Source organism: Geotoga petraea (assembly GCF_900102615.1).
Lineage (GTDB): Bacteria > Thermotogota > Thermotogae > Petrotogales > Petrotogaceae > Geotoga > Geotoga petraea.
On record NZ_FMYV01000001.1, the window covers coordinates 181,800 to 202,124 of the forward strand.

The following is a 20,325-nucleotide window of genomic DNA, read 5'->3' on the forward strand; positions in this document are numbered from 1 at the left end:
GATTAGATGATTCCGTTATCCTCTCCAAACATTGGAGAAAAAGAAATAGAATATGTTAATAATGTCCTTAAATCAAGGCATTTGGCTTTAGGACCTTATCTTCAAAAATTTGAAAAAACATTTAAAATTTTTATAGATTCTAAATATGCAATAGCAGTAAACAGTGGTACGTCTGCTTTACATCTTCTTTTAAGAGCTATAGGATTTCAAAGAGGTGATGAATTAATAACATCTTCTTTTACGTTTATATCCTCAGCAAACATTGCGGTTTTTGAAGGGGGAAAGCCCCTTTTTATAGATATAGATCCCTTTGATTATAATATTGATATAAAAAAATTAGATAACTACATAAAAAATAAAGATATACAGAAAGTAAAAGCATTTGTAGGCGTAGATATTTTTGGGCAACCAATAGATTGGGATTTTGTTGAAAAAACACTAAAAAACACCAAAATAAAAATTATAGAAGATTCATGTGAAGCGATAGGCTCAGAATATAATGGTAAAAAAATTGGGAAGTATGGAGTAGGTGGAACATTTGCATTTTACCCTAATAAACAAATAACTACCGGAGAGGGTGGGATGATAGTAACCGACAATGAAGAAGTCTATGAACTTACTAAATCCATGTCAAATCAAGGACGTAGTTTGAACTCAGAATGGTTAGAACACGAAAGGCTGGGTTATAATTATAGATTAGATGAAATGTCTGCAGCAATGGGCGTGGCTCAGATGGAAAGGATAGAATGGATATTAAATGAAAGAAGCAAAAAAGCAGATTATTATAACAAACTCTTTAAAGAAAATAAAAACATTGTTATTCCTAAAATAAACTATTTTACTACAAGAATGAGCTGGTTTGTTTATGTTTTAAGATTAGATTTAGACTGGGTATCTAAAATTATAAAATTACCTCAATGGGTAAAAAATTTTGATTTGCCAAATACTTTAAAAAATGAAAATGTTGAAGAATGGGATGGTATATTAACTTCAATAAAAAAAATATTGAATACTTTAATAGAAAGGCTAAATGAAAAAGGTGTTCAATGTAAAAACTATTTTTCTCCCGTTCATTTACAACCTTTTTATAAAAAAAATTGGGACTATAGTTTAGGCGATCTTCCAGTTACAGAGCTAATATCCTGCTTAACAATAGCAATACCTTTTTACACTTCAATAAATGAAAAAGACCAAAATACAGTTTATAAAATGATCGTTGAAACCATGGGGGAAATAGAAAATGAATCAAAAAAATAAAAGAGTTGCTTATTTAATTTTAATAGACTGTTTTTTATTTCTAATATCCTATGGATTGGCATTGCTAATAAGGTTTCAAACGGACTTTGAAGAAATGAGTAAGTATGTTTATCCAGCCTTATTAGTCCCGGTTATTAATGTTGTGATTTTTTATTTCAATAATATTTATAAGTCAATTTGGAGGTTTGCGACTTTAAAAGATTTGTCTCCTATACTTTATTCGTCAATTATCGGTTTTATGATGAATATTTTTATATTTGTTTTTATTCAGAGATATATTTTTGATTTTGTCATATTGCCTTTTAGTGTTGCAGCGATAACTTCCTTAATGGGAGCATTTTTGATAATTTTAAGTAGGGTTATATGGTTTTCAAGAGCCAACACTACCAGCAACATAAAAATTAACAACAAAAAAAATATATTGATAATTGGCGCAGGAGATGCTGGAACAGAACTTTTGGGAGAATATTTAAGGAATCCTAATCAAGGACAAGTTTTAGGCTTTTTAGATGATGATTCATCTAAAATTGGCAGAAATATAAGGGGTGTAAAAGTTTTAGGCAGTATAGACAAAGTGAAGCATTATTCTGATAAATATAATGTAGACGAGATTATTATAGCCCTACCTTCTGCAAGTTCTGAACAAATGAAAAGTATTATGGAAAAATTAAAAAATTTAAATTTGAAAGTAAAAACATTACCGCCAATTATAGAAATAATAAACAATAAATTATCTTTAGGTGCTTTAAGAAAAGTTAATATCTCTGATTTATTAGGTAGAAAAGAGGTTGAAGTAAATACAGAAGAAATTAGAGAATATATTTTTAATAAGAATATAATGGTTACAGGGGCCGGTGGAAGCATAGGTTCAGAAATTTGCAGGCAAGTCGCTTCTGTAAAGCCTAAAAAAATATATCTTCTTGGAAGAGGAGAAAATAGCATCTTTAAAATCAGCAAAGATCTAAAAATGAATTACCCTGACATCGAAACTGTTAATATTATTTGTGATGTAACAAATAAAAAAAGAATAGATTATATTTTTAAAACTCTGAAAATTGATGTAGTTTTTCACACTGCTGCTCATAAACACGTCCCATTAATGGAGGAAAATCCGACTGAAGCTTTTAGAGTTAACTCATTAGGTACCTACAATGTTGCTAAGGCGTCAGGAGAAAATAATGTAGAGAGATTTATATATATTTCTACAGATAAGGCTATAAATCCAACTTCTATTATGGGATCTTCAAAAAGGTTAGGTGAAATAATAGTTCAAACTATTTCAAGTTCATATAATACAAAATATGGGATGGTTAGATTTGGTAATGTTCTTGGAAGTCGAGGAAGTGTTGTGCCAATATTCAAAGAGCAAATTAGAAATGGTGGCCCTGTTACAGTTACTCATCCTGAAATGAAAAGATATTTTATGACAATACCAGAAGCTGTTTCTTTAGTTCTTCAATGTGGTAAATATTCAAATAAAGGAGAAATTTTTGTTTTAGATATGGGTGAACCGGTAAAAATAGTTGATTTAGCGAAAGAATTAATCAGATTATCTGGTTTGATTCCAGATCAAGATATAAAGATAGAGTTTACAGGAATAAGAAAAGGAGAAAAGCTTTACGAAGAATTGATGCATGAAAAAGAGGAAAAGCTTAAAACTCCAAATGATAGAATTATCATATTAAAAAACAAAAAAATACTTGATAATAAATCACTTGAAACTTTATTAGAGCTTTTATATCAAGGAACTGAATTTAACAATTTAGAGCTATTAAAAGCAATAATCAAAAAACACATTCCAGAAGCAAAAGTAATTTTATAAATAGAGGTAGGCAATTATGGAAATAAAATACATATTGGTATTTTCACTTTCAATAGTTTTAACTTTTTTGATGATGAAAGTAGCTAAAAAATTCAATATAGTAGATAAACCAGATAAAATATTAAAGCAGCATGAAAAAGCTACTCCTTATTTAGGTGGAGTGGCTATATTACTATCATTTTCTTTATTTGTAGATCATGGGTTTTATTTTTTGCTTTTTTCATCGATAATAACTTTATTAGGTGTGATTGATGATATAAAAGGGATATCGGCTTTATTCAGATTTATTTCTGAATTTATAATATCCTTTTTCACTGCATATTATATTCTTGATTATTCAAACATAATTTTGACTTTATTTTTGGCTTTTGTAGGGGTTAGTATGATAAATTCTTTCAATATGATAGATGGAATGGATGGATTGTCATCGGGATTAGCTATGATAAGTTTGATGATTTTTTATTATTTTCTTGGATTTCAATCAATTATAATAATAATATTAGCAATTTTAGGCTTTTATTTTTATAATTATCCCCCAGCAAAAATTTTTTTGGGAGATGGTGGTTCTTACCTAATTGGTTTCATATTGTATTATTATATATTACTGATGACAAATAATTTTGGATATGGAGGTTTTTTCGTATCGCTCGTTATACTGGGTTTTTTCTTAACAGATTTAGTATGGGCATTTATAAGAAGAATTCTAAACTCGGGTAAAGTGTTTGAGGGGGATAAAGACCACATATACGATAAAGCAAGGGTTTTCTTTAAAAATGATAAAAGAATTTTAACTTTGATGTATTTAATAAACATTGTTTTTGGATTATTCTCAGTTATCACATGGAATTTTAAATATTTTGGTGTTATAATTTCATTGATAGCATTTATTTTAATCGGGTACCTATTTAAATTATATAAGAAAACTTGAAAAGAGGTGTTTTTAATTGGCTTTTTTAAAAGGCCTTAATAATACAAATTTAAAAATCAAGCCAAAATCGGTAGAACAATTATTTTTTGACGAATATGAAGATTCAAAAAACACTATAGAAATCTATGAAAATTATTCTTATTCTGTAGATTTTAAGTCAGGGAATTACAAATGGTTTGATGATGAATTTAATTTGTTAACAAATGAAAGTGAAGATAAACTAAGTATAGAGATAGAATACATACCTCTTATTTTAACTTACATGAGAATTAATGAATTTATGGAATCAGGCAAAAGGTCAATGCTTTCTTTTTTATCTACTGAGCTTACAAAGGTAACCAATGAATTGATTAATAAAGAAAGTATTGCCTATACTTTTGATCAAAGTGGAAGAAATGTCATGTTGTTTATCAAAAAGTTAGAAAAAGATTTATATGAACATCACATTATTGTTAATTTTGATGGTCATGATAATTATTTTGATTTGATGGCTCTTTCAAATGAACAAAAAATAAAAAAATTTTATTCAGATTTGATAGATGAAACAAATAAATTGAGGATAAAAATATTACCAACAATAATAGAAAATATGACACAATTTTCTAACAACATTATAGAAAAAATAAATGTTATAAAATCTCAAGATATAAAAGACATTAGAGACAAATATTTTAATATCTTTGATTTTGATATACTTGAATTTATTGAAAGAGAAGTTCACAGAACAATATTAGATGATTTAAACGAGTACATTTATTATGTGAAAACTAATTCTTATGATGAAGATTCTGAATTTAAGCCCAAAGTAGAACTTGATTTTTTAATTGAAGATATGGATTCTTTGGAAAAAGAATTAAGACAGGTTATAAATGATGCACATATTTTTAATAACAGCGAATCAGAAGAAGTTAACTACGAATTATACGATGAAATTGAGGAAGAACTTATGGAACATATGGATAAATTAATTTCAGATGAGATAATTGATGAAGATGATTTTATCATTGAAGGAAAAAGTATAATAGAAAGTTTGCAATTTGTTTACGATGATATAGATGCGGAAAAAGTAGAAATAGAAAGAAAGATACTTTTAAATATAATAAATGCTTATGGTATATCAATTATAAATGAAAATTTTAACTTGATACAAAAAATCTTTTACAAACTCAATTTAGAAGAAGAACTTGAAAAGTTGTATGAAGTTTCAGAAGATAAAAAAATCAGTGATTACAAAAAATGGTATAATAAATTATTTGAATTAACAGGTAGAAATTTAAAAAAAGAAATCAACAATTAAAGCCTTTTTTTAAAGGCTTTAATTTTTTAGACGATTAATATAATGAATCTTTCCAAGGAGGATTAATATGAGTGAAGAAAATATAAACTTATCTATATCAGGAATAATTAATGAGAAAAAAGAGATCCCAAAAGAAGAATATAAAAATTTTGATACAATGGTACAAAGCTACATTAATGAAACACGTGGTATTTTGACAAATATAAAGATAAATGGGAAAGAAATTCCTTTAAATTATTATAATGAAATTAAAGGTGCTTTTTTTGAAGGAGGAGAAACTGTAGAGTTAGAGTTTTCTTCTAAAAAAGATGTTTTAAAGGATTTGATTACCCAAGGATTTGAATATATTGAAAAACTTGAAATGAATTTAGAAAATATATCAAAAGAAGTATTGATGAACACTGAAGAAGGCCATAAAATGCTAAACAGTATAGCAGAGGGCTTTGAAGCTTTATTGAATATTTTATCCCAAGTTACAAAATTTACTGAAGATAAACTTTATACAGACGAAGATTTAGAGAAGATAAAAGAAGTAGTAACTACTATAGTAAAAGCTCAAGAGGATCAGGATTATTTAGAAGTATCAGATATAATAGATTTTGATCTTCCAGAAGTAATTAAAATTTTTGAAAAAGGATTTAAAGAAGCTGACAGAATTTTAAACGAAACATCAAATTAAGAGGTGGTATAAAATGTACGAGAATCCCAATTCATCAAAATATTTAGAAAATTCGGTAAATACTGCAAGCCCTGCAAAATTGGTAGAAATGTTATACCAAAATTCTATTGAAAGATTAGAAAAATCAAAAAATATGATTAAGAACAAAAATTTTTCAGAGGCAAACAAACAAATAATCAGAGTGCAAGATATTATAACAGAATTAAATGTTTCTTTAGATTTAAAAGCTGGAGGAGAGATATCTCAAAATCTTAGAGCCTTATATAATTACATGAACAGAAGACTTATAGAAGCTAATTTGAAAAAAGATGTTGACATCTTAGATGAAGTTAAAACAATGATAAAAGATCTTTTAGAAACATGGAAAGAAGCAATGATAAAAGCAAATGAGACAGTAAAAGATTTAAATAAAAATTCTCATCAATCAAAGTTTGATGTTCAAACATAAGGGACTTAAAAAGTCCCTTTTATATTACTATAAGGAGTAGAAAAATGAATATAAAATTTAAAAATATACTCTTTCTAATAATTTCTGTAATTCTTTTATTAATATTTTTAACAATTTCTTTTAATGGAACAAAATCTCAGCCTGATAAAGTTCTTGCAGAAGATATAAATAATTTTGGGGTTATAAATGGTGGCTATGAAGGATTTTATTTATTCGATTTAAATACGAATGAAATAATAAAAAAAATATCAACAGGAAACTATATAAATAAAATAGAGTTACATGAAAAATTAATATACCTAACTGATTCTGAAGGCTTGAAGATTTATTCAATCACTGATGATTTTGAAATTGAACTTGTCAACACATTTAAAACATATGGTGAATCACTTTCATTGGTTAAAAATGATAAATATATTTATTTGGCAGATGGAAATAATGGAATAGTAATTTTTGAATTGGATAAAGATATATTTATAAGATTTTTGCATCATATTAAGATTGATGGAATAGTCATAGATTTAATAAAAAAGGACGACTATATTTTTGCCTTGGGTCCTAAGTTTGGTTTAAAAGTATATGAAATAGTGGACAATGGCTTAAAAGAAATCACGTCTTATAATTCTCTAATATCCCCATCTAAAATTTATACAAATGAAAATACTTTGTTTATAAAAGATGATATTTTAGGACTATTGGCTTTTGATATTCAAAGTATAATTAACAATATCAATTTCAAAAGTTTGTACAAATTAAACTTTCAAATAGGAGATCTTTCACCTATATCAAGAGATATTTTCTATTTCACAGATTCTGAAGGCTTGAAAAAGTACGATGCTGGAAATATAGAATTAATTCATTCGGATAATTTATTGAGAGCAAATATCAACTATAAGAACGAAAGAATATATATATCTAAAAAAGAAAAAGGATTTGAAATTTTTGATCTAAAAAAAGAAAAAATTATTTACGAACATAATGTTTTATCTTATATCAACAATTTTAATATAAACGAAGAAGGTATTTATGTTGAAGATAGCGGGGTAATTCATTTTTTTGATCGAAAATATAATTTAAAATGGAGTAAAGAAATAGAAGGGAAAGTATTAAAAGTTGATGATGGTTTGATTGTTTATAAAGGTGACTCTGTTTCTGTAATTAAGAACGAGAATATTAGTACAAAAAATTTTGGCATCCCAATTTATAAAACAGTAAATGATAATGAAAAAATATGGATATTGTCTGAAAAAAGTATAATTTCATTTGACGAAGAAAAAGTTATTTTGAATGGATTTTATACAGATATTATGACTTATAATGGTGAAACGTATGTAACTGATCAAAATTATATGTACAAAATGGATCCTTTAACTAAAAATCTGAAAAAAATATTTTACAGTGCTAATGAAATAAAATCTATAGAAGCTTACAAAGGGAATATTTTTATAATGACTGAATATGGAATACAATATTTGGATAAAGAATATAATCCAACAAAATTTTTTTCTTACTCCTACTATCCAGATAATTATGTTTTTGAAAATGGTATTTTTTACATGACTATTCAAAATAAGGTCATACTGTTAAATACACAAATCAATAATCTATTTTCTGAATACGAATTTAAAATCCCAATTGTAGATATAGATATTTTTAAAGGTGAGGTTTACATATCCCATTCTTCATATGGTATTGAACGTTTTAAAATAAACGATAATCTGGAATTAGAATTAATAGATAGCTTTCAAATTTTTAACGCAAATAATTTTTATTTACAAAAAAAATAATGGTGCTTAAGCACCATTATTTTATAGTAATAATTTTATCTAATTTTACAATTTCTACCACTTTTTTGACATTTGGGTTGTTAATATTGTGTATTTCCATTACACCATTTTCTTTTTTATAATCTGCAAAAAAGTAAAAAATCCTTCCTAAACCACTACTGTCAATGTATTCCAAATTACTCATATCAAGAATAATTTTTCTAACACCAGCTTCTTTTAATTCGTAAAGTTTTTCTTTCAATTCGTTTGAGTTTGTTATGTCAATTCTACCATCGAGAACAATTTTACCTGTATTTCCTAAAATTTCTTTTTTCATATTATAACCTCCTGAAAATTATTTTACCCATCATATTATAGCATAGATTATATTTTTACAACAACTCCAATTTTTTCTGGTAGGTTTAAAGACAAAATTTCGTTTTCATTTTTTATATTTATATTTTCGTTTCTTGTTTGAAAAACAATTTCTGGATTTCTTATCTCACCAATTAAATTATGATGTATTTTTATTTCTTTTTTATGATTTGAATTAACCAATACCAAGTAAGATTCTTTTTCATTCCATAAAACAAATGATACATAGCCATCAAACCATTGTATAAATTTAAAGCTACTGTATTTAAAGACATCAGAACTTTTATAAAATTTAACCAAACTTTTTGTAAAATCAAGATTTTGCTTATTCAATTCATTCATATTATCCCAAGGATAAGGCCTTCTATTATCGGGATCTGTAAATCCTGATAGACCTATTTCATCTCCATAATAAATCCCAGGTGAACCAGGTATTAAAAACATTAGCAATAATCCCACTTTAAAAATATCTATATCATAACCTGCTGAAGCTTCATCATGATTCCCTTCTTTTAATCTTTGAACTTTTTGAGTTGTTCTTGTTAACCATCTGGAGTGATCATGATTGCTTAATTGATTTAGAGCTGCATATTTACTGTTCATAGGAAGCTGTGATAAAGCCCAGTTTACAGCTGAAACGAAATATTCTGAGTTTTGATACAAATCTTTTCTGAAATTATCATTATGTTTTTCGACTCCTGTTAAAAAATAACTTATAGGGTCCATTGCAGTTATATAATTCATTATTGTATGCCAACTTTTTTTCTCCAACCATGGTAACGGCGACTTGTATATTTCTGAAAAGATGAGTTTATTTGGTGAATTTTGTTCGACTTTTTTCCTAAAAAAATTCCAGAAAGATGAATTTGTCTCAAAATCCTTAGCTAGCTCGTCTGCTACATCTAACCTCCAACCGTCTACGTTATATTCTTTTGTCCATTTTATTCCGACATCAGCAATTTCATTCCACAAATCCATATTTTCATAATTCAACTTTGGTAAAGTTGCGTAACCCCACCAACCTTCATAAAAATCCCCATGCCAATAAAAGTACTTTTTAAAAGGGGAATCTTCATTATTCATAACACCTTCACCATAGAGATTTTTCTCATCTATCCATTTATTGAAAGAACCACAATGATTGAAAACACCATCAATTATTATTTTGATGTTTTCTTCATGAAAAGCATCTACTAAATTCTTGAAAAGCTCGTTGCTTTTATTAAGATTTTTTTTTGACGTTGTTCTAACTTTATATTTATCCTTCCCATCAACATCTTCTTCTATAATTCCAAAATGGGGATCTATATTATAATAATCCTGTGTATCGTATTTATGAGGTGAAGGACTTACAAAAAGTGGATTAAAATATATAGCTTCTATTCCCAAATCTTTTAAATAATCTTTTTTATCTAAAACGCCCTGTAAATCTCCACCGTAAAATTCTCTATGTCCATTTAAGTGGTCAGGCATTTCATTCCATTCCTTTTTTACTATAGGTTTTCCGTCATAAATATATTCATTATTTACTGGATCATTGTTTTTATCACCATTATAAAATCTATCCACAAATATTTGATAATAGACTCGACCATAAGACCATTCAGGAACTTTAAAATCAGGTATTAAAATAAAATCATGTAGTGATCTATGCTCACAAATGCCCATTGCATCATATTTTATTTTCTTTTTCTGATCTATACTATTAATTTCAAAGTGATACCTCATTATTCTATTCGGCATTTTAAAGCTATAAGAGAAATAGTTAAAAAATTTGGTACTATATTCTTTTATCATTTCAGCGTGAGAATATCGTTTAGAATTCTTTTCTGGGGTAAAGAAAACATTTCCTTTTACTTGCCCCAATATTTTAGGAACTCTTATCTTTATCTTTACTAAGTCACCAACTTCTGGCTCTGTTGGATCCATAAAATTTATAGTTTGATCAGAATGTATGTTATACATAGTTACCCCTCCGAATTTTCTATTTCAGCTAATTCTTTAATAATTTGTTCTTCTCTAATTTCGTAATAATTTATCTTTTTTTCGATTTTTATTTTTTCATCCATTAATTCTTTCACTTTAGTATAGTTATCGCCTCTTTCTATCATTTCTTTTTCTAAATTATCTAATTTTAAAAAAAGTGTCTCACTTTCATTTCTAAGTTTATCTAATTCTGAATTTAGCGATTTTATTCTATTCCTTAGTTTCTTTTCTTTTTCATAGTCTTTATTTGGTTTATTTTTCTTTTTAATTTTAAAAGAATCATTTTTTATGTTCGTTAATATATTATTTAAGTCATCTGTTATTAAATTTTTTCCATTTTCTATTAGCATGTATTTATCAGATATATTTCTTATAAGTTCTTCATCATGAGATACCATTATTATAGATCCTTTGAATTCTTTTAATGTATCTTCAAGAACTTCAACAGTTAGAATATCCAAGTGATTTGTTGGCTCGTCTAAAATGAGAACATTAGGTTTCTTTAGTAATACTTTGGCTATAGCCAGTCTTGTTAACTCTCCACCAGATATTGTATTGATTTCTTTAAAAACATCGTTTTGAACAAATCCAAATTTTCCAATATACCGTCTTACTTCAAAATCTTTCCAATCAGGAACTAAAGACCACATTTCAGTGAGAATATCGTTTTCTTGGTTAAAAGATGATATTACTTGGTCTATATAGCCTATATCTATATTGTATCCCCATTCAAATTTTCCTTTATAATTTTTTATCTTACCAGTTAATATTTTTAATAAAGTACTTTTACCAGATCCATTTTTACCAAGAATTGAAAGTTTTTCCCCTTCTTTTAAATTGAAGCTTATATCTTTTAAAAGAGGTTGCGACTCATAGTATGAAAAAGATATATTTTTTACATTGATAACTTCATACCCTGTTTCCCTTGGTTCTGGTATCTTTAGTTTTATTGAATTTTCTTTTTCTATATTTTTTATTGATTCATAATCTTCTTTTAATTTTGATAAAGTTCTCTCTCTAATAATGGCCTGCTTAACCATTTTTTCAGTACCCCATTTTCTATATCTTTGAACCATATCTTCCAGTCTCTTTATTTCTTTTTCAAGATTTTCTTTTTGAGCTTGAGTTGAATTGATTAAATTTTCTCTATTAGATAAATATTTTTCGTAATTTCCCTTGAAATCCCAAACTTTGAAACTGTTGATTTCCCAAAATCTATTACAAAGACTTTTTAAAAATTCTCTGTCATGAGAAACAAGAATAATAGCACCTTTGTAATTTTTTAAATAGTTTTTCAACCAATTTATAGAGTATAGGTCAAGATGGTTTGTAGGTTCATCCAATAATAATAAGTTATGGGTTCCTACTAAAGTCTTTCCAAGAGATAATCTTGTTAACTCTCCACCACTTAAAGTACTTACTTTTCTATTCCATTCATCATCCTTAAAACCTACACCAACTAAAGTGCTTCTGACTCTTTTTTCCAACATAAATTCATCTATATCTTCTTTTATTTCTTCTCTAACAAAATCGTATAAATTTATATGAGGATCATCCATTCTGAACTGTGTTAAAAAGTTTATTTTTAATTGGTTGTTTTTATGTAATTTCCCTTCAGTAGGCTCTAATTTATCAGAAATAATATTTAATAAAGTTGTTTTACCTGATCCATTTTTCCCTATTAAAGCTATTCTATCTCCGGGGTATACTGATAGATTCACGTTATAGAACAAATCTTGATCAGCAAAATTATGTGAAACATCTTCCAATCTTAGCAACATATCTTTCCACCTCTTACTTCATAAAAATCTTTTCGATATCTTGATTGTCTAGAAGTCTCCATTCCCCAATATCAACGTCTAATGATAAATCACCAATGCTTTTTCTGTGTAAATTTACAAGTTCTAAATCAATATAATCAATCATTCTTTTAATTTGATGAAACTTGCCTTCACAAATTTCTATTTGTAAAAAATTATCGCTTAATTTTTTTACCTTAGAAGGTTTGGTGATAAAGTCTCCTAAGTCAATTCCTTCAATTAGTTTATTGATCTTGTCTTCTGTTATATTTCCTTTGTATTCGACTATATATTTTTTAAAAATTTTGTTTTCTGGTGAGATGACTTTGTGTATAAAGTCTCCATCATTTGACAATAAAATTAAACCAGTTGTATCTATATCAAGTCTACCAGCAATTGAAAGGTCATTTTTATAAGGATGATCAATCAAATCTGTTGCTATAGAATGAAATTTATCATCTGTAGCTGAGACATAGTTTTTTGGTTTATTCAACATTATATATATATTATGATAAGGAATAATTCTTTCATCATTATAAAAAACTTCATCCTTCTTAGTTATTTTATAAGAAGTTTTTTTAATAATACTGCCATTAACTTTTACTTTTCCTTTGTTGATTAATTTTTTAACTTGGCTTCTTGTTCCAATTTTTGCATTTGATAAAAATTTATCCAATCTCATAATTTCTTATCTTTTTTTACTATATAAGAATAAACATCTTCTAAATTAGGTGTTATTTTTCTCTTTTCAACATAATCAGGAAAAACAAAATCATTATTCTTTAATTCAACGATAATTTTTTTAGTTGATATAGTTTTGAAAGATAAAATTTCATCTTTAAATCCTTCAAGATATTTAACTATATCTTCAAATTTATCTTTTGGGATTAAAATTTCATAAATAGACATTAATTTTTGAAATTTGTCGTATATATTTTCTGTATTATCTTTAAAAGCTATTTTGCCATCAACTATTACTCCTATAGAATTGCAAATTTGTTCTACTTCCCAAATATAATGTGAAGATATTATAATTGTGGTATTGTATTTTTTGTTGTTTTCAATTATATATTCTCTAATAAACCTACTGGTTTCTACATCAATGGCATTTGTAGGTTCGTCCAATAACAATATGCTTGGTTTTTTTATTAGAGCTCTGGCGATATTGAGTTTTTGTTTGTTTCCAGACGAAAGATGTTTGGTTAACTTGTTTTTATAAATATTAAGTCCAAAATCTTTCATCAAATCGTCTAAAGTATCTTTATAATTTTTAATATTAGAAATTTCTGCAAACATTTTTAAGTTTTCAGTTGGAGTTAAATCATCTTCTAAAACATTGTAATCAGATACCAATGATATGGACTTTTTTACTTTATAAAGGTTTTTGTTAATAAAGTTACCGTTAATTTTTATGGTACCCAAAGTAGGTTTTAACAAAGTTGATATCATTTTCATAATAGTAGATTTTCCAGCACCATTAGGCCCAAGAAGACCGAATATTTCTCCTTCTTTTATCGTCAAGTCAACATCTTTAACAGCATAAAAATTACCAAATTTTTTGGATAAATTATTTAATTCTATTGCATTCATAATCATGCTCCTTACAACCTATCATATTTTTTGACTTTTCTCATTTTTCTATCAAAGTCTCTTTTTGCAATGGTTTCTCTTTTATCAAATTTTTTCTTACCTTTTGCTATAGCTATATCGACTTTAATTAAACCTCTATCATCTACATAAACCTTTAAAGGTATAATTGTACATTTATCTTGCTTTATTTTTTGATTAATTTTTATAATTTCATTCTTATGTAATAATAATTTTCGTGGTCTCTCAGGTTCGTGGTTAAACATTGCAGATTGCTTATAAGGTGCAATGTTTACATTATATAGAAATATTTCATTTTTTTTTATTTTTGCATAAGAATCTTTGAGGTTTATCCTTCCATCTTTAATGGACTTTACTTCTGATCCCAATAACTCTATTCCAGCTTGATAAGTTTCTTCTATAAAATAATCATGCCTTGCTTTTTTATTATTTACAATTATTTTCATTATTGTTTGTTCACCTCTTTTTCTTCAAAATCGTTCTCTTTTTTCTTCCTATTGAGAGCTCCTAAAATTATTTCAGCTCTTCTTTTACCTATTCCAGTTACATTTGTTAGATCTTCAAAGGATGCCTCCATAAGATTTGGTAAATTCTTAAAGTTTTCAACGACATTTTTAACTGCCACAGGGGGTAATTTTGTTGAATATAAAATTCTGTATCCCCTTGGGACAATGTTCCTTTCTTCAAGTTCATCATCAGAAGAGACCTCATATCCAAGCATTCTTGATATAGTATAGAGATTTACCAAATCATCTAATTTTATATCTTTGAATATTTCTATTGAATCTTCAGATTTTTGATATTTCAAGTCCTCAATATGATAATCCATTATAATTGCCCCAACAAATTTTGGAATAGATCTTAATATTTCTTCATATTCAAGTTTTACACTTCCTGATATTTCTCCTAATTCACTTAAATATTTGTCAACACCTTGTGTAATTTTTATTGTCAACAAACCTTTAGATAAAATTTCTGCAACGTCAGATAAAGAAACGGTCTTTCTTGATTCTTCGTTATTTAAATATTCAATTTGGTTAAAAAAAGACTGTTTATACCTTTGAGCAATTGTTATTTCTTGATTTAACCTTTCAAAAATTATCCCTTCAGGTAATAATTCGTGTTTCTTCTTCTTATAAAAAACTGAAACAGAATTTCTTCTTTTTGAAACAGCTATGGTTAAATCATCAGTTTGATTTGAAATTTTTTCTGCAGTTCTATGTCTCATTCCAGTCTGAGAACTGGCTATATTTTTGTCGGGATTAAGTTGTACGTTAGCAAAGAGAATTTTATTAGCCTCACTATTGAGGACGATTGCACCATCCATCTTTGCTAATTCATACACTTTTTCAGGTAAAAAGTCAGAATTTAAATTGAAGCCCAACTGAATAATACCATTTTCTAAATATTGTTCAGGCTTAGACGCTAAAAAAATTAAAGCCCCTAAATTTGCCTCTATAATTCTATCAATACCTTTTCTTAGCGGTTTTCCAGGAGCTAAGAAGTCCATAATCCTATTGAAGCCCTCATCAGTCATAATATTGTCCCCCTTTAAACATTTTAACAATATCTGAAATATTATCGAGTTTAATTATGTTCTTACCATTTATTTTTGCTCTCTTAGATATGCAAATATTTTCTATTCCTATTTTTTTAGCCATTTCAACTCTTTTTTCAATATGAGAAGTGTTCCTTATTTTTCCATCTAGTCCTATTTCACCTATAAAAATAGTTGATTTATCTAAAGTTTGTTCAAAAAGAGATGAAATTATTGTAAATGCAATAGCAGAATCTATGGAACTATCGGATATTCTAAATCCTCCAGATGTATTCAAAAAAATATCTTTTGATTCAACAGGGAGTTTTAATTTTTTAGATAATACAGCTGTAATCATAAATACTTTATCAATGCTAATTCCAGAACTCACCCTTCTTGGAGATCCATAAACGGGTTTTGATACTAAAGATTGAATTTCAATTGGTATTAATTTGTTACCTTCTTTTATTATTGACAATGTATTTCCTGGCTCATTGGAATAATCTGATAAAAAATAATTGGTTAAATCGTTTATTGGATAAAGCCCTCTTTCAGTCATTTCCATCAAAACAATCTCGTCAGTTGGACCATATCTATTTTTATTAACTCTAAACATTCTTAACCCAGAAGTTTTTTCAAGTTCAAAAGAAATTACACAGTCGACAACATGTTCCAACAACTTTGGCCCTGCTACATTACCTTCTTTTGTGACATGACCTATCAAAAGTGATGAAGTTTCAGTTCGTTTAGAATATTCTACAATTTTTCTTGTACTTTCCTTTACTTGTAAAACACTTCCAGGGTTAGAATCTACGTCATCGCTTTTAATAGTCTGTATAGAATCAAAAATAAGAATTTCGGGTTTTTCTTTTAATTTAGAAATAGACTTGAAAATGCCTTCCAGTGAATTTGAAAAAATCAAACCAATATTTTTGTTGTTTATTCCTAATCTTTTAAACCTTTGCATTACCTGACTTTTTGATTCTTCAGCAGAAATATATACAACACTGTTTTCCGAATCAGAAAGTTGAGAAACCAATGTGCTTTTACCTATACCAGGCTCACCACTCAGTAAGTAAACAGCACCTTTAACTAAACCATCGTTGAGAGCTTTGTTAATTTGAATTGATTTTATTTTTAATCTTTCAGGTTCCTCAATTTTAGAATCTAAATAAGTTATTTCATTACTATTAATTTCATCATCATTTGAAGAATCCATATAATTAATATCCGCGGTGAATTCCACCGCGGATCCCATTTCATTACATATTGGACATTTAGCAAACCATTTATCTGATTCATATCCGCATTCGTTACAAACATAATATTTTTGTTTTGCTTTTTTCTTGCTCAAGTCTTAACCACCTTTTTCTTTCTACCAGGTGATTTTCTAAAAGTCAACTCATCTTTTTTAATATCAATGATAATCTTATCCATTTCTTCAAATCTACCTTTTAAAATTTCTTCTGAAAGAGGATCTTCAATATATTTTTGAATGGTTCTTTTTAAAGGCCTTGCACCAAAAATTTTATCATATCCTTTATCCAGAATAAATTCAATGGCTTTTTCTTTTATTTTTATATCAATATTTTTTTCATTAAGCCTTTCCTTTAACTCATCTAGCTGAATTTGAATAATGTTTTTAATGTTATCTTTTGTTAAAGGATGGAAAACAACAACATCATCTAATCTATTGATAAATTCAGGTTTAAAAGCCTTTTTAATTGCAGAGTCTACCTCACTTTTAATGCTTTTGTACTCTGATTCTTCGTTTTCCCCTTCAACAAACCCCAAAGATCTTTTTGACTTGTTTATGTGTTCTGACCCAAGGTTTGAGGTCATTATAATAATAGAATTTCTAAAATCAACAGTTCTTCCTTGTGAGTCAGTCAGTCTTCCTTCATCCATTATTTGTAATAATATGTTAAAGACATCTGGATGGGCTTTTTCTATTTCATCTAATAAAATTACTGAATAAGGTTTCCTTCTTACAACTTCTGTTAACTGACCTCCTTCATCATAACCAACATAACCTGGGGGAGCTCCAACTAATCTTGAAACGTTAAATTTTTCCATATATTCACTCATATCAATCCTTACAAGAGCAGTTTCATCACCAAATAAATATTCAGCTAATGTTTTAGCAAGTTCCGTTTTACCAACTCCTGTAGGGCCTAAGAACATGAATACACCGTTTGGCCTTTTAGGATCTTTTAGGCCACTTCTTGATCTCCTTATGGCTTTTGAAACCGATACAATAGCTTCGTCTTGGCCAACAACCCTCTCGTGCAATACAGCTTCAAGATTGAGTAGCCTTTCCATTTCTGAACTTTCAAGCCTTTTTAGAGGGACGCCAGTCCAGTTAGAAACAACATCAGAAATATCTTGTTCAGTGACAATTATTCTTTCAGTTTCGGCCTTTTTTCTCCATTTAGAATATTTGTCTTTGTAATCCTTTCTTAGGTCTTCTATTTTTTTGTTAAGTTCTTCAACTTCATCAAATTTATTTTTAGAAATCATAAGATTTTTTTCTTCTTCAAGTTCTTCTATTTCTTGATTTTTCTTCTTAAGATCATTTGGTAGTGTTAATGCTTTTAATTTAGACCTAGCTCCAGCTTCGTCTATAATGTCTATAGCTTTGTCTGGTAGAAATCTATCTGTTATATATCTCAAAGATAAATTTACCGCATTTTCTAAAGCTGCTTTTGTGTATTCAACATTATGATGTTCTTCATATTTAATTTTTATACCTTTTAAAATATTTATTGCGCTTTCAAAATTAGGCTCATTTACATATATTTTTTGGAACCTTCTTTCTAACGCAGGGTCTTTTTCTATAAATTTTCTGTATTCATTAGAAGTTGTTGACCCAATGACAGTTATTGTTCCATTTGCTAAAGCTGGTTTTAATACATTAGCGGCGTCCATTGAAGATCCCTCAGCAGCACCGGCTTCAACAATCATATGAAGTTCATCAACGAATATTATTATATCTTCTGTCTTTTCTAATACTTGCATTAGTTTTTTCATTCGTTTTTCAAATTCGCCTCTGTATTTTGTTCCAGCTACTAACGAAGTAATATCTAAAGCAAAAATTGTTTTAGTTTTTAAAACCTCGGGTACATCACCAGAAACTATTCTCATTGCTAATCCTTCAACTATGGCAGATTTTCCTACTCCTGCTTCACCAATTAATACTGGGTTATTTTTCTTTCTTCTTGCCAATATCTCCATAAGTCTTGTAATCTCAACTTCTCTACCAATTACAGGATCCAATTTGTTTTTTCTGGCTTTTTCTGTAAGATCTGAACCAAAATCTTCTAATTGTCTTAAAGCTGTTTGTTTTTGCCTTTTTTTCTCTTCTGAAACTTCGCTATTTTGTTTTAATTCTTCATTAGGTTTAATATCACCTTTCATCATAATATCAGCAAGTTGTTTTCTCATATTTTGAAGATTAATCCCCAATCTTTTCATTATATGAGAAGCAATGCCTTCAGCCTCTCTACAAATGGCTAAAAGAAGATGTTCGGCATCAATTCTTGAAGAACCCATAAGTTCTGATTCGTCATAAGCCAATTCAATTATTCTCTTTGCTCTAGGAGTTGGCTGAGGAGAACCAATAATTCCTTGAGATGAGTTGGTCCCTACAACATTTGTTATTTCAGCTTTCATCCTATTATAAGAAATATTGAAATCACCGAATATTATGTCAAGATATTTTCCTTTGACTTTCAAAAGGCCTAAAAGAATGTGTTCAGTGCCAACATATGGGTGCCCCATATCTTTTGCATCATTTTGAGCTTCTATGAATACTTTTGCAGCTCTTTCTGTAAAATTATCAAACATATAATACACACCTCCAAAACGAGGGAATTAAAATAATTTACCTCATTTATATTTTATCATGAAAACGTATGAAAACAAAAAAATATTTAAAGAAATACATCTTTAATTATATCAGATAAATATTATCTTATTTTAATTAAAAAAAGATTAATGATATAATAAGAACAAGGGTGAGTTTTTTGTAATGTATTTTCAATTTTGTATTTAATTTAATTATTTGTTAACGTAAATGCAATTGACAACAGTCTTGTCGTTTGATATAATCATTCACGGTTGTCGAAGAGAATAATAAAACATGTGATGCCGATGTAGCTCAACTGGCAGAGCGGCTGACTTGTAATCAGCAGGTTGGGGGTTCAAGTCCCTTCGTCGGCTCCATAAAAGTGGTGAGATGCCCGAGTGGCCAAAGGGGGCGGACTGTAAATCCGCTAGCAGATTGCTTTCGAAGGTTCAAATCCTTCTCTCACCACCATAATTTTATACCATTGAGAGGTGAAACAAATGGCTACAAAAAGTCAAGTAATTAACTTTTCTTTAAAATGTGAAGAATGTGGCACTAAAAACTATTACAAAAAGAAGAATAAAACAATTAAAGAAAAAATTGAGCTAAAAAAATATTGTCCAAAATGTGGAAAACATACTTTGCATAAAGAAGCAAAATTATAATAAGAAAATAAAAAAGCCCTTCTTCTACAGGAGGGCTTTATTTCTTTAAAGAAACTTATTTTACAGGAGGTACTAATTATGTCAAAATTCTGGATCTTTTTGAGTTCGGTATGGCAAGAAGCTAAAAAAGTAAGTTGGCCATCAAGGAAAAACTTATTTAAATCAACAGGGATAGTTCTTATCATTATAGCTTTCGTTGCTGTATACCTTTTTGCAATTGACTTTGGTTTACTCAATGCATTCACAAAACTTGTATACCCTATATTCTTGGGAGGGTTAGCTGGTACTTCTACACCAAGTCAATAATAAAA

18 protein-coding genes and 2 tRNA genes are annotated in these 20,325 nt (G+C 28.0%); 11 read left to right on the top strand and 9 right to left on the bottom strand.

Annotated elements, in window-relative coordinates:
- Positions 1 to 6: 6 nt before the first annotated feature.
- From BLS00_RS00800 to BLS00_RS00830, 7 genes are all read left to right on the top strand, one after another.
- Positions 7 to 1,257 carry a DegT/DnrJ/EryC1/StrS family aminotransferase gene (locus BLS00_RS00800; RefSeq protein ID WP_091401938.1) on the top strand — a complete coding sequence of 417 codons (1,251 nt, stop codon included), beginning with the start codon at positions 7 to 9 and terminating at the stop codon, positions 1,255 to 1,257.
- Positions 1,241 to 3,079 carry a polysaccharide biosynthesis protein gene (locus BLS00_RS00805; protein ID WP_091401940.1) on the top strand — a complete coding sequence of 613 codons (1,839 nt, stop codon included), beginning with the start codon at positions 1,241 to 1,243 and terminating at the stop codon, positions 3,077 to 3,079. The genes BLS00_RS00800 and BLS00_RS00805 overlap by 17 nt, the downstream gene beginning before the upstream one ends.
- Before the next feature lie 16 nt (positions 3,080 to 3,095).
- Positions 3,096 to 4,007, top strand: a complete 912-nt coding sequence (locus BLS00_RS00810; protein ID WP_091401943.1) for a glycosyltransferase family 4 protein — start codon at positions 3,096 to 3,098, stop codon at positions 4,005 to 4,007.
- Between the two features lie 16 nt (positions 4,008 to 4,023).
- Entirely contained in the window at positions 4,024 to 5,304 is a 1,281-nt protein-coding gene (locus tag BLS00_RS00815) for a hypothetical protein (protein WP_091401945.1), read from the top strand.
- Between the two features lie 67 nt (positions 5,305 to 5,371).
- The gene (locus BLS00_RS00820) at positions 5,372 to 5,983 is read left to right on the top strand and encodes a DUF8042 domain-containing protein (RefSeq protein ID WP_091401947.1); all 612 of its coding nucleotides are present in this window, start codon (positions 5,372 to 5,374) and stop codon (positions 5,981 to 5,983) included.
- 13 nt (positions 5,984 to 5,996) lie between these two features.
- Complete coding sequence (gene fliS, locus BLS00_RS00825; protein ID WP_091401949.1) at positions 5,997 to 6,431, top strand: flagellar export chaperone FliS; 435 nt, start codon at positions 5,997 to 5,999, stop codon at positions 6,429 to 6,431.
- A 44-nt stretch (positions 6,432 to 6,475) separates the two neighbouring features.
- The gene (locus tag BLS00_RS00830) at positions 6,476 to 8,218 is read left to right on the top strand and encodes an LVIVD repeat-containing protein (RefSeq protein ID WP_091401951.1); all 1,743 of its coding nucleotides are present in this window, start codon (positions 6,476 to 6,478) and stop codon (positions 8,216 to 8,218) included.
- A 16-nt stretch (positions 8,219 to 8,234) separates the two neighbouring features.
- On the opposite strand, the gene BLS00_RS00835 is transcribed toward BLS00_RS00830, so the two are convergent.
- From BLS00_RS00835 to BLS00_RS00875, 9 genes are read right to left on the bottom strand one after another with little or no spacing between them, the layout of a single operon-like run.
- Complete coding sequence (locus BLS00_RS00835) at positions 8,235 to 8,534, bottom strand: STAS domain-containing protein (protein WP_091401953.1); 300 nt, start codon at positions 8,532 to 8,534, stop codon at positions 8,235 to 8,237.
- A gap of 47 nt (positions 8,535 to 8,581) precedes the next feature.
- A complete protein-coding gene (locus BLS00_RS00840) occupies positions 8,582 to 10,537 on the bottom strand; it encodes a glycoside hydrolase family 13 protein (RefSeq protein WP_091401955.1) in 1,956 nt (651 codons plus the stop codon).
- Between the two features lie 2 nt (positions 10,538 to 10,539).
- Positions 10,540 to 12,339, bottom strand: coding sequence for a ribosomal protection-like ABC-F family protein (abc-f, locus tag BLS00_RS00845; protein WP_091401957.1), 1,800 nt, complete (start codon positions 12,337 to 12,339; stop codon positions 10,540 to 10,542).
- Positions 12,340 to 12,352: 13 nt separating this feature from the next.
- Positions 12,353 to 13,039, bottom strand: a complete 687-nt coding sequence (locus BLS00_RS00850) for a pseudouridine synthase (RefSeq protein ID WP_240724313.1) — start codon at positions 13,037 to 13,039, stop codon at positions 12,353 to 12,355.
- Positions 13,036 to 13,947 carry an ABC transporter ATP-binding protein gene (locus BLS00_RS00855; protein ID WP_244885722.1) on the bottom strand — a complete coding sequence of 304 codons (912 nt, stop codon included), beginning with the start codon at positions 13,945 to 13,947 and terminating at the stop codon, positions 13,036 to 13,038. Before BLS00_RS00855 ends, BLS00_RS00850 begins: the two co-directional genes overlap by 4 nt.
- 11 nt (positions 13,948 to 13,958) lie before the next feature.
- Positions 13,959 to 14,414 carry an SsrA-binding protein SmpB gene (smpB, locus tag BLS00_RS00860; protein ID WP_375338209.1) on the bottom strand — a complete coding sequence of 152 codons (456 nt, stop codon included), beginning with the start codon at positions 14,412 to 14,414 and terminating at the stop codon, positions 13,959 to 13,961.
- Positions 14,411 to 15,502 (bottom strand): DNA integrity scanning diadenylate cyclase DisA, encoded by a 1,092-nt coding sequence (gene disA / locus BLS00_RS00865; protein ID WP_091401962.1) that lies wholly within the window; start codon positions 15,500 to 15,502, stop codon positions 14,411 to 14,413. Before disA ends, smpB begins: the two co-directional genes overlap by 4 nt.
- Entirely contained in the window at positions 15,495 to 16,856 is a 1,362-nt protein-coding gene (locus BLS00_RS00870; RefSeq protein WP_091401963.1) for an ATPase domain-containing protein, read from the bottom strand. Before BLS00_RS00870 ends, disA begins: the two co-directional genes overlap by 8 nt.
- The gene (locus tag BLS00_RS00875) at positions 16,853 to 19,348 is read right to left on the bottom strand and encodes an ATP-dependent Clp protease ATP-binding subunit (protein WP_091401964.1); all 2,496 of its coding nucleotides are present in this window, start codon (positions 19,346 to 19,348) and stop codon (positions 16,853 to 16,855) included. Before BLS00_RS00875 ends, BLS00_RS00870 begins: the two co-directional genes overlap by 4 nt.
- A 302-nt stretch (positions 19,349 to 19,650) precedes the next feature.
- On the opposite strand from BLS00_RS00875, the gene BLS00_RS00880 reads away from it, so the two are divergent.
- From BLS00_RS00880 to secE, 4 genes are all read left to right on the top strand, one after another.
- Positions 19,651 to 19,726: transfer RNA gene (locus BLS00_RS00880), tRNA-Thr, on the top strand.
- Between the two features lie 7 nt (positions 19,727 to 19,733).
- Positions 19,734 to 19,820 (top strand) — tRNA-Tyr (locus BLS00_RS00885).
- 29 nt (positions 19,821 to 19,849) lie between these two features.
- Entirely contained in the window at positions 19,850 to 20,014 is a 165-nt protein-coding gene (rpmG, locus tag BLS00_RS00890; protein WP_091401965.1) for a 50S ribosomal protein L33, read from the top strand.
- Between the two features lie 78 nt (positions 20,015 to 20,092).
- On the top strand, positions 20,093 to 20,320 hold the full coding sequence (gene secE / locus BLS00_RS00895) for a preprotein translocase subunit SecE (RefSeq protein WP_091401966.1): 228 nt from the start codon (positions 20,093 to 20,095) through the stop codon (positions 20,318 to 20,320).
- The last annotated feature ends 5 nt before the right edge of the window (positions 20,321 to 20,325 follow it).

Coding starts and splice junctions, on each gene's coding strand:
- BLS00_RS00800 (WP_091401938.1), top strand. CDS start 7: ATGATTCCGTTATCCTCTCCAAACATTGGAGAAAAAGAAATAGAATAT.
- BLS00_RS00805 (WP_091401940.1), top strand. CDS start 1,241: ATGAATCAAAAAAATAAAAGAGTTGCTTATTTAATTTTAATAGACTGT.
- BLS00_RS00810 (WP_091401943.1), top strand. CDS start 3,096: ATGGAAATAAAATACATATTGGTATTTTCACTTTCAATAGTTTTAACT.
- BLS00_RS00820 (WP_091401947.1), top strand. CDS start 5,372: ATGAGTGAAGAAAATATAAACTTATCTATATCAGGAATAATTAATGAG.
- fliS (WP_091401949.1), top strand. CDS start 5,997: ATGTACGAGAATCCCAATTCATCAAAATATTTAGAAAATTCGGTAAAT.
- BLS00_RS00830 (WP_091401951.1), top strand. CDS start 6,476: ATGAATATAAAATTTAAAAATATACTCTTTCTAATAATTTCTGTAATT.
- BLS00_RS00835 (WP_091401953.1), bottom strand. CDS start 8,534: ATGAAAAAAGAAATTTTAGGAAATACAGGTAAAATTGTTCTCGATGGT.
- BLS00_RS00840 (WP_091401955.1), bottom strand. CDS start 10,537: ATGTATAACATACATTCTGATCAAACTATAAATTTTATGGATCCAACA.
- abc-f (WP_091401957.1), bottom strand. CDS start 12,339: ATGTTGCTAAGATTGGAAGATGTTTCACATAATTTTGCTGATCAAGAT.
- BLS00_RS00850 (WP_240724313.1), bottom strand. CDS start 13,039: ATGAGATTGGATAAATTTTTATCAAATGCAAAAATTGGAACAAGAAGC.
- BLS00_RS00855 (WP_244885722.1), bottom strand. CDS start 13,947: ATGAATGCAATAGAATTAAATAATTTATCCAAAAAATTTGGTAATTTT.
- disA (WP_091401962.1), bottom strand. CDS start 15,502: ATGACTGATGAGGGCTTCAATAGGATTATGGACTTCTTAGCTCCTGGA.
- BLS00_RS00875 (WP_091401964.1), bottom strand. CDS start 19,348: ATGTTTGATAATTTTACAGAAAGAGCTGCAAAAGTATTCATAGAAGCT.
- rpmG (WP_091401965.1), top strand. CDS start 19,850: ATGGCTACAAAAAGTCAAGTAATTAACTTTTCTTTAAAATGTGAAGAA.
- secE (WP_091401966.1), top strand. CDS start 20,093: ATGTCAAAATTCTGGATCTTTTTGAGTTCGGTATGGCAAGAAGCTAAA.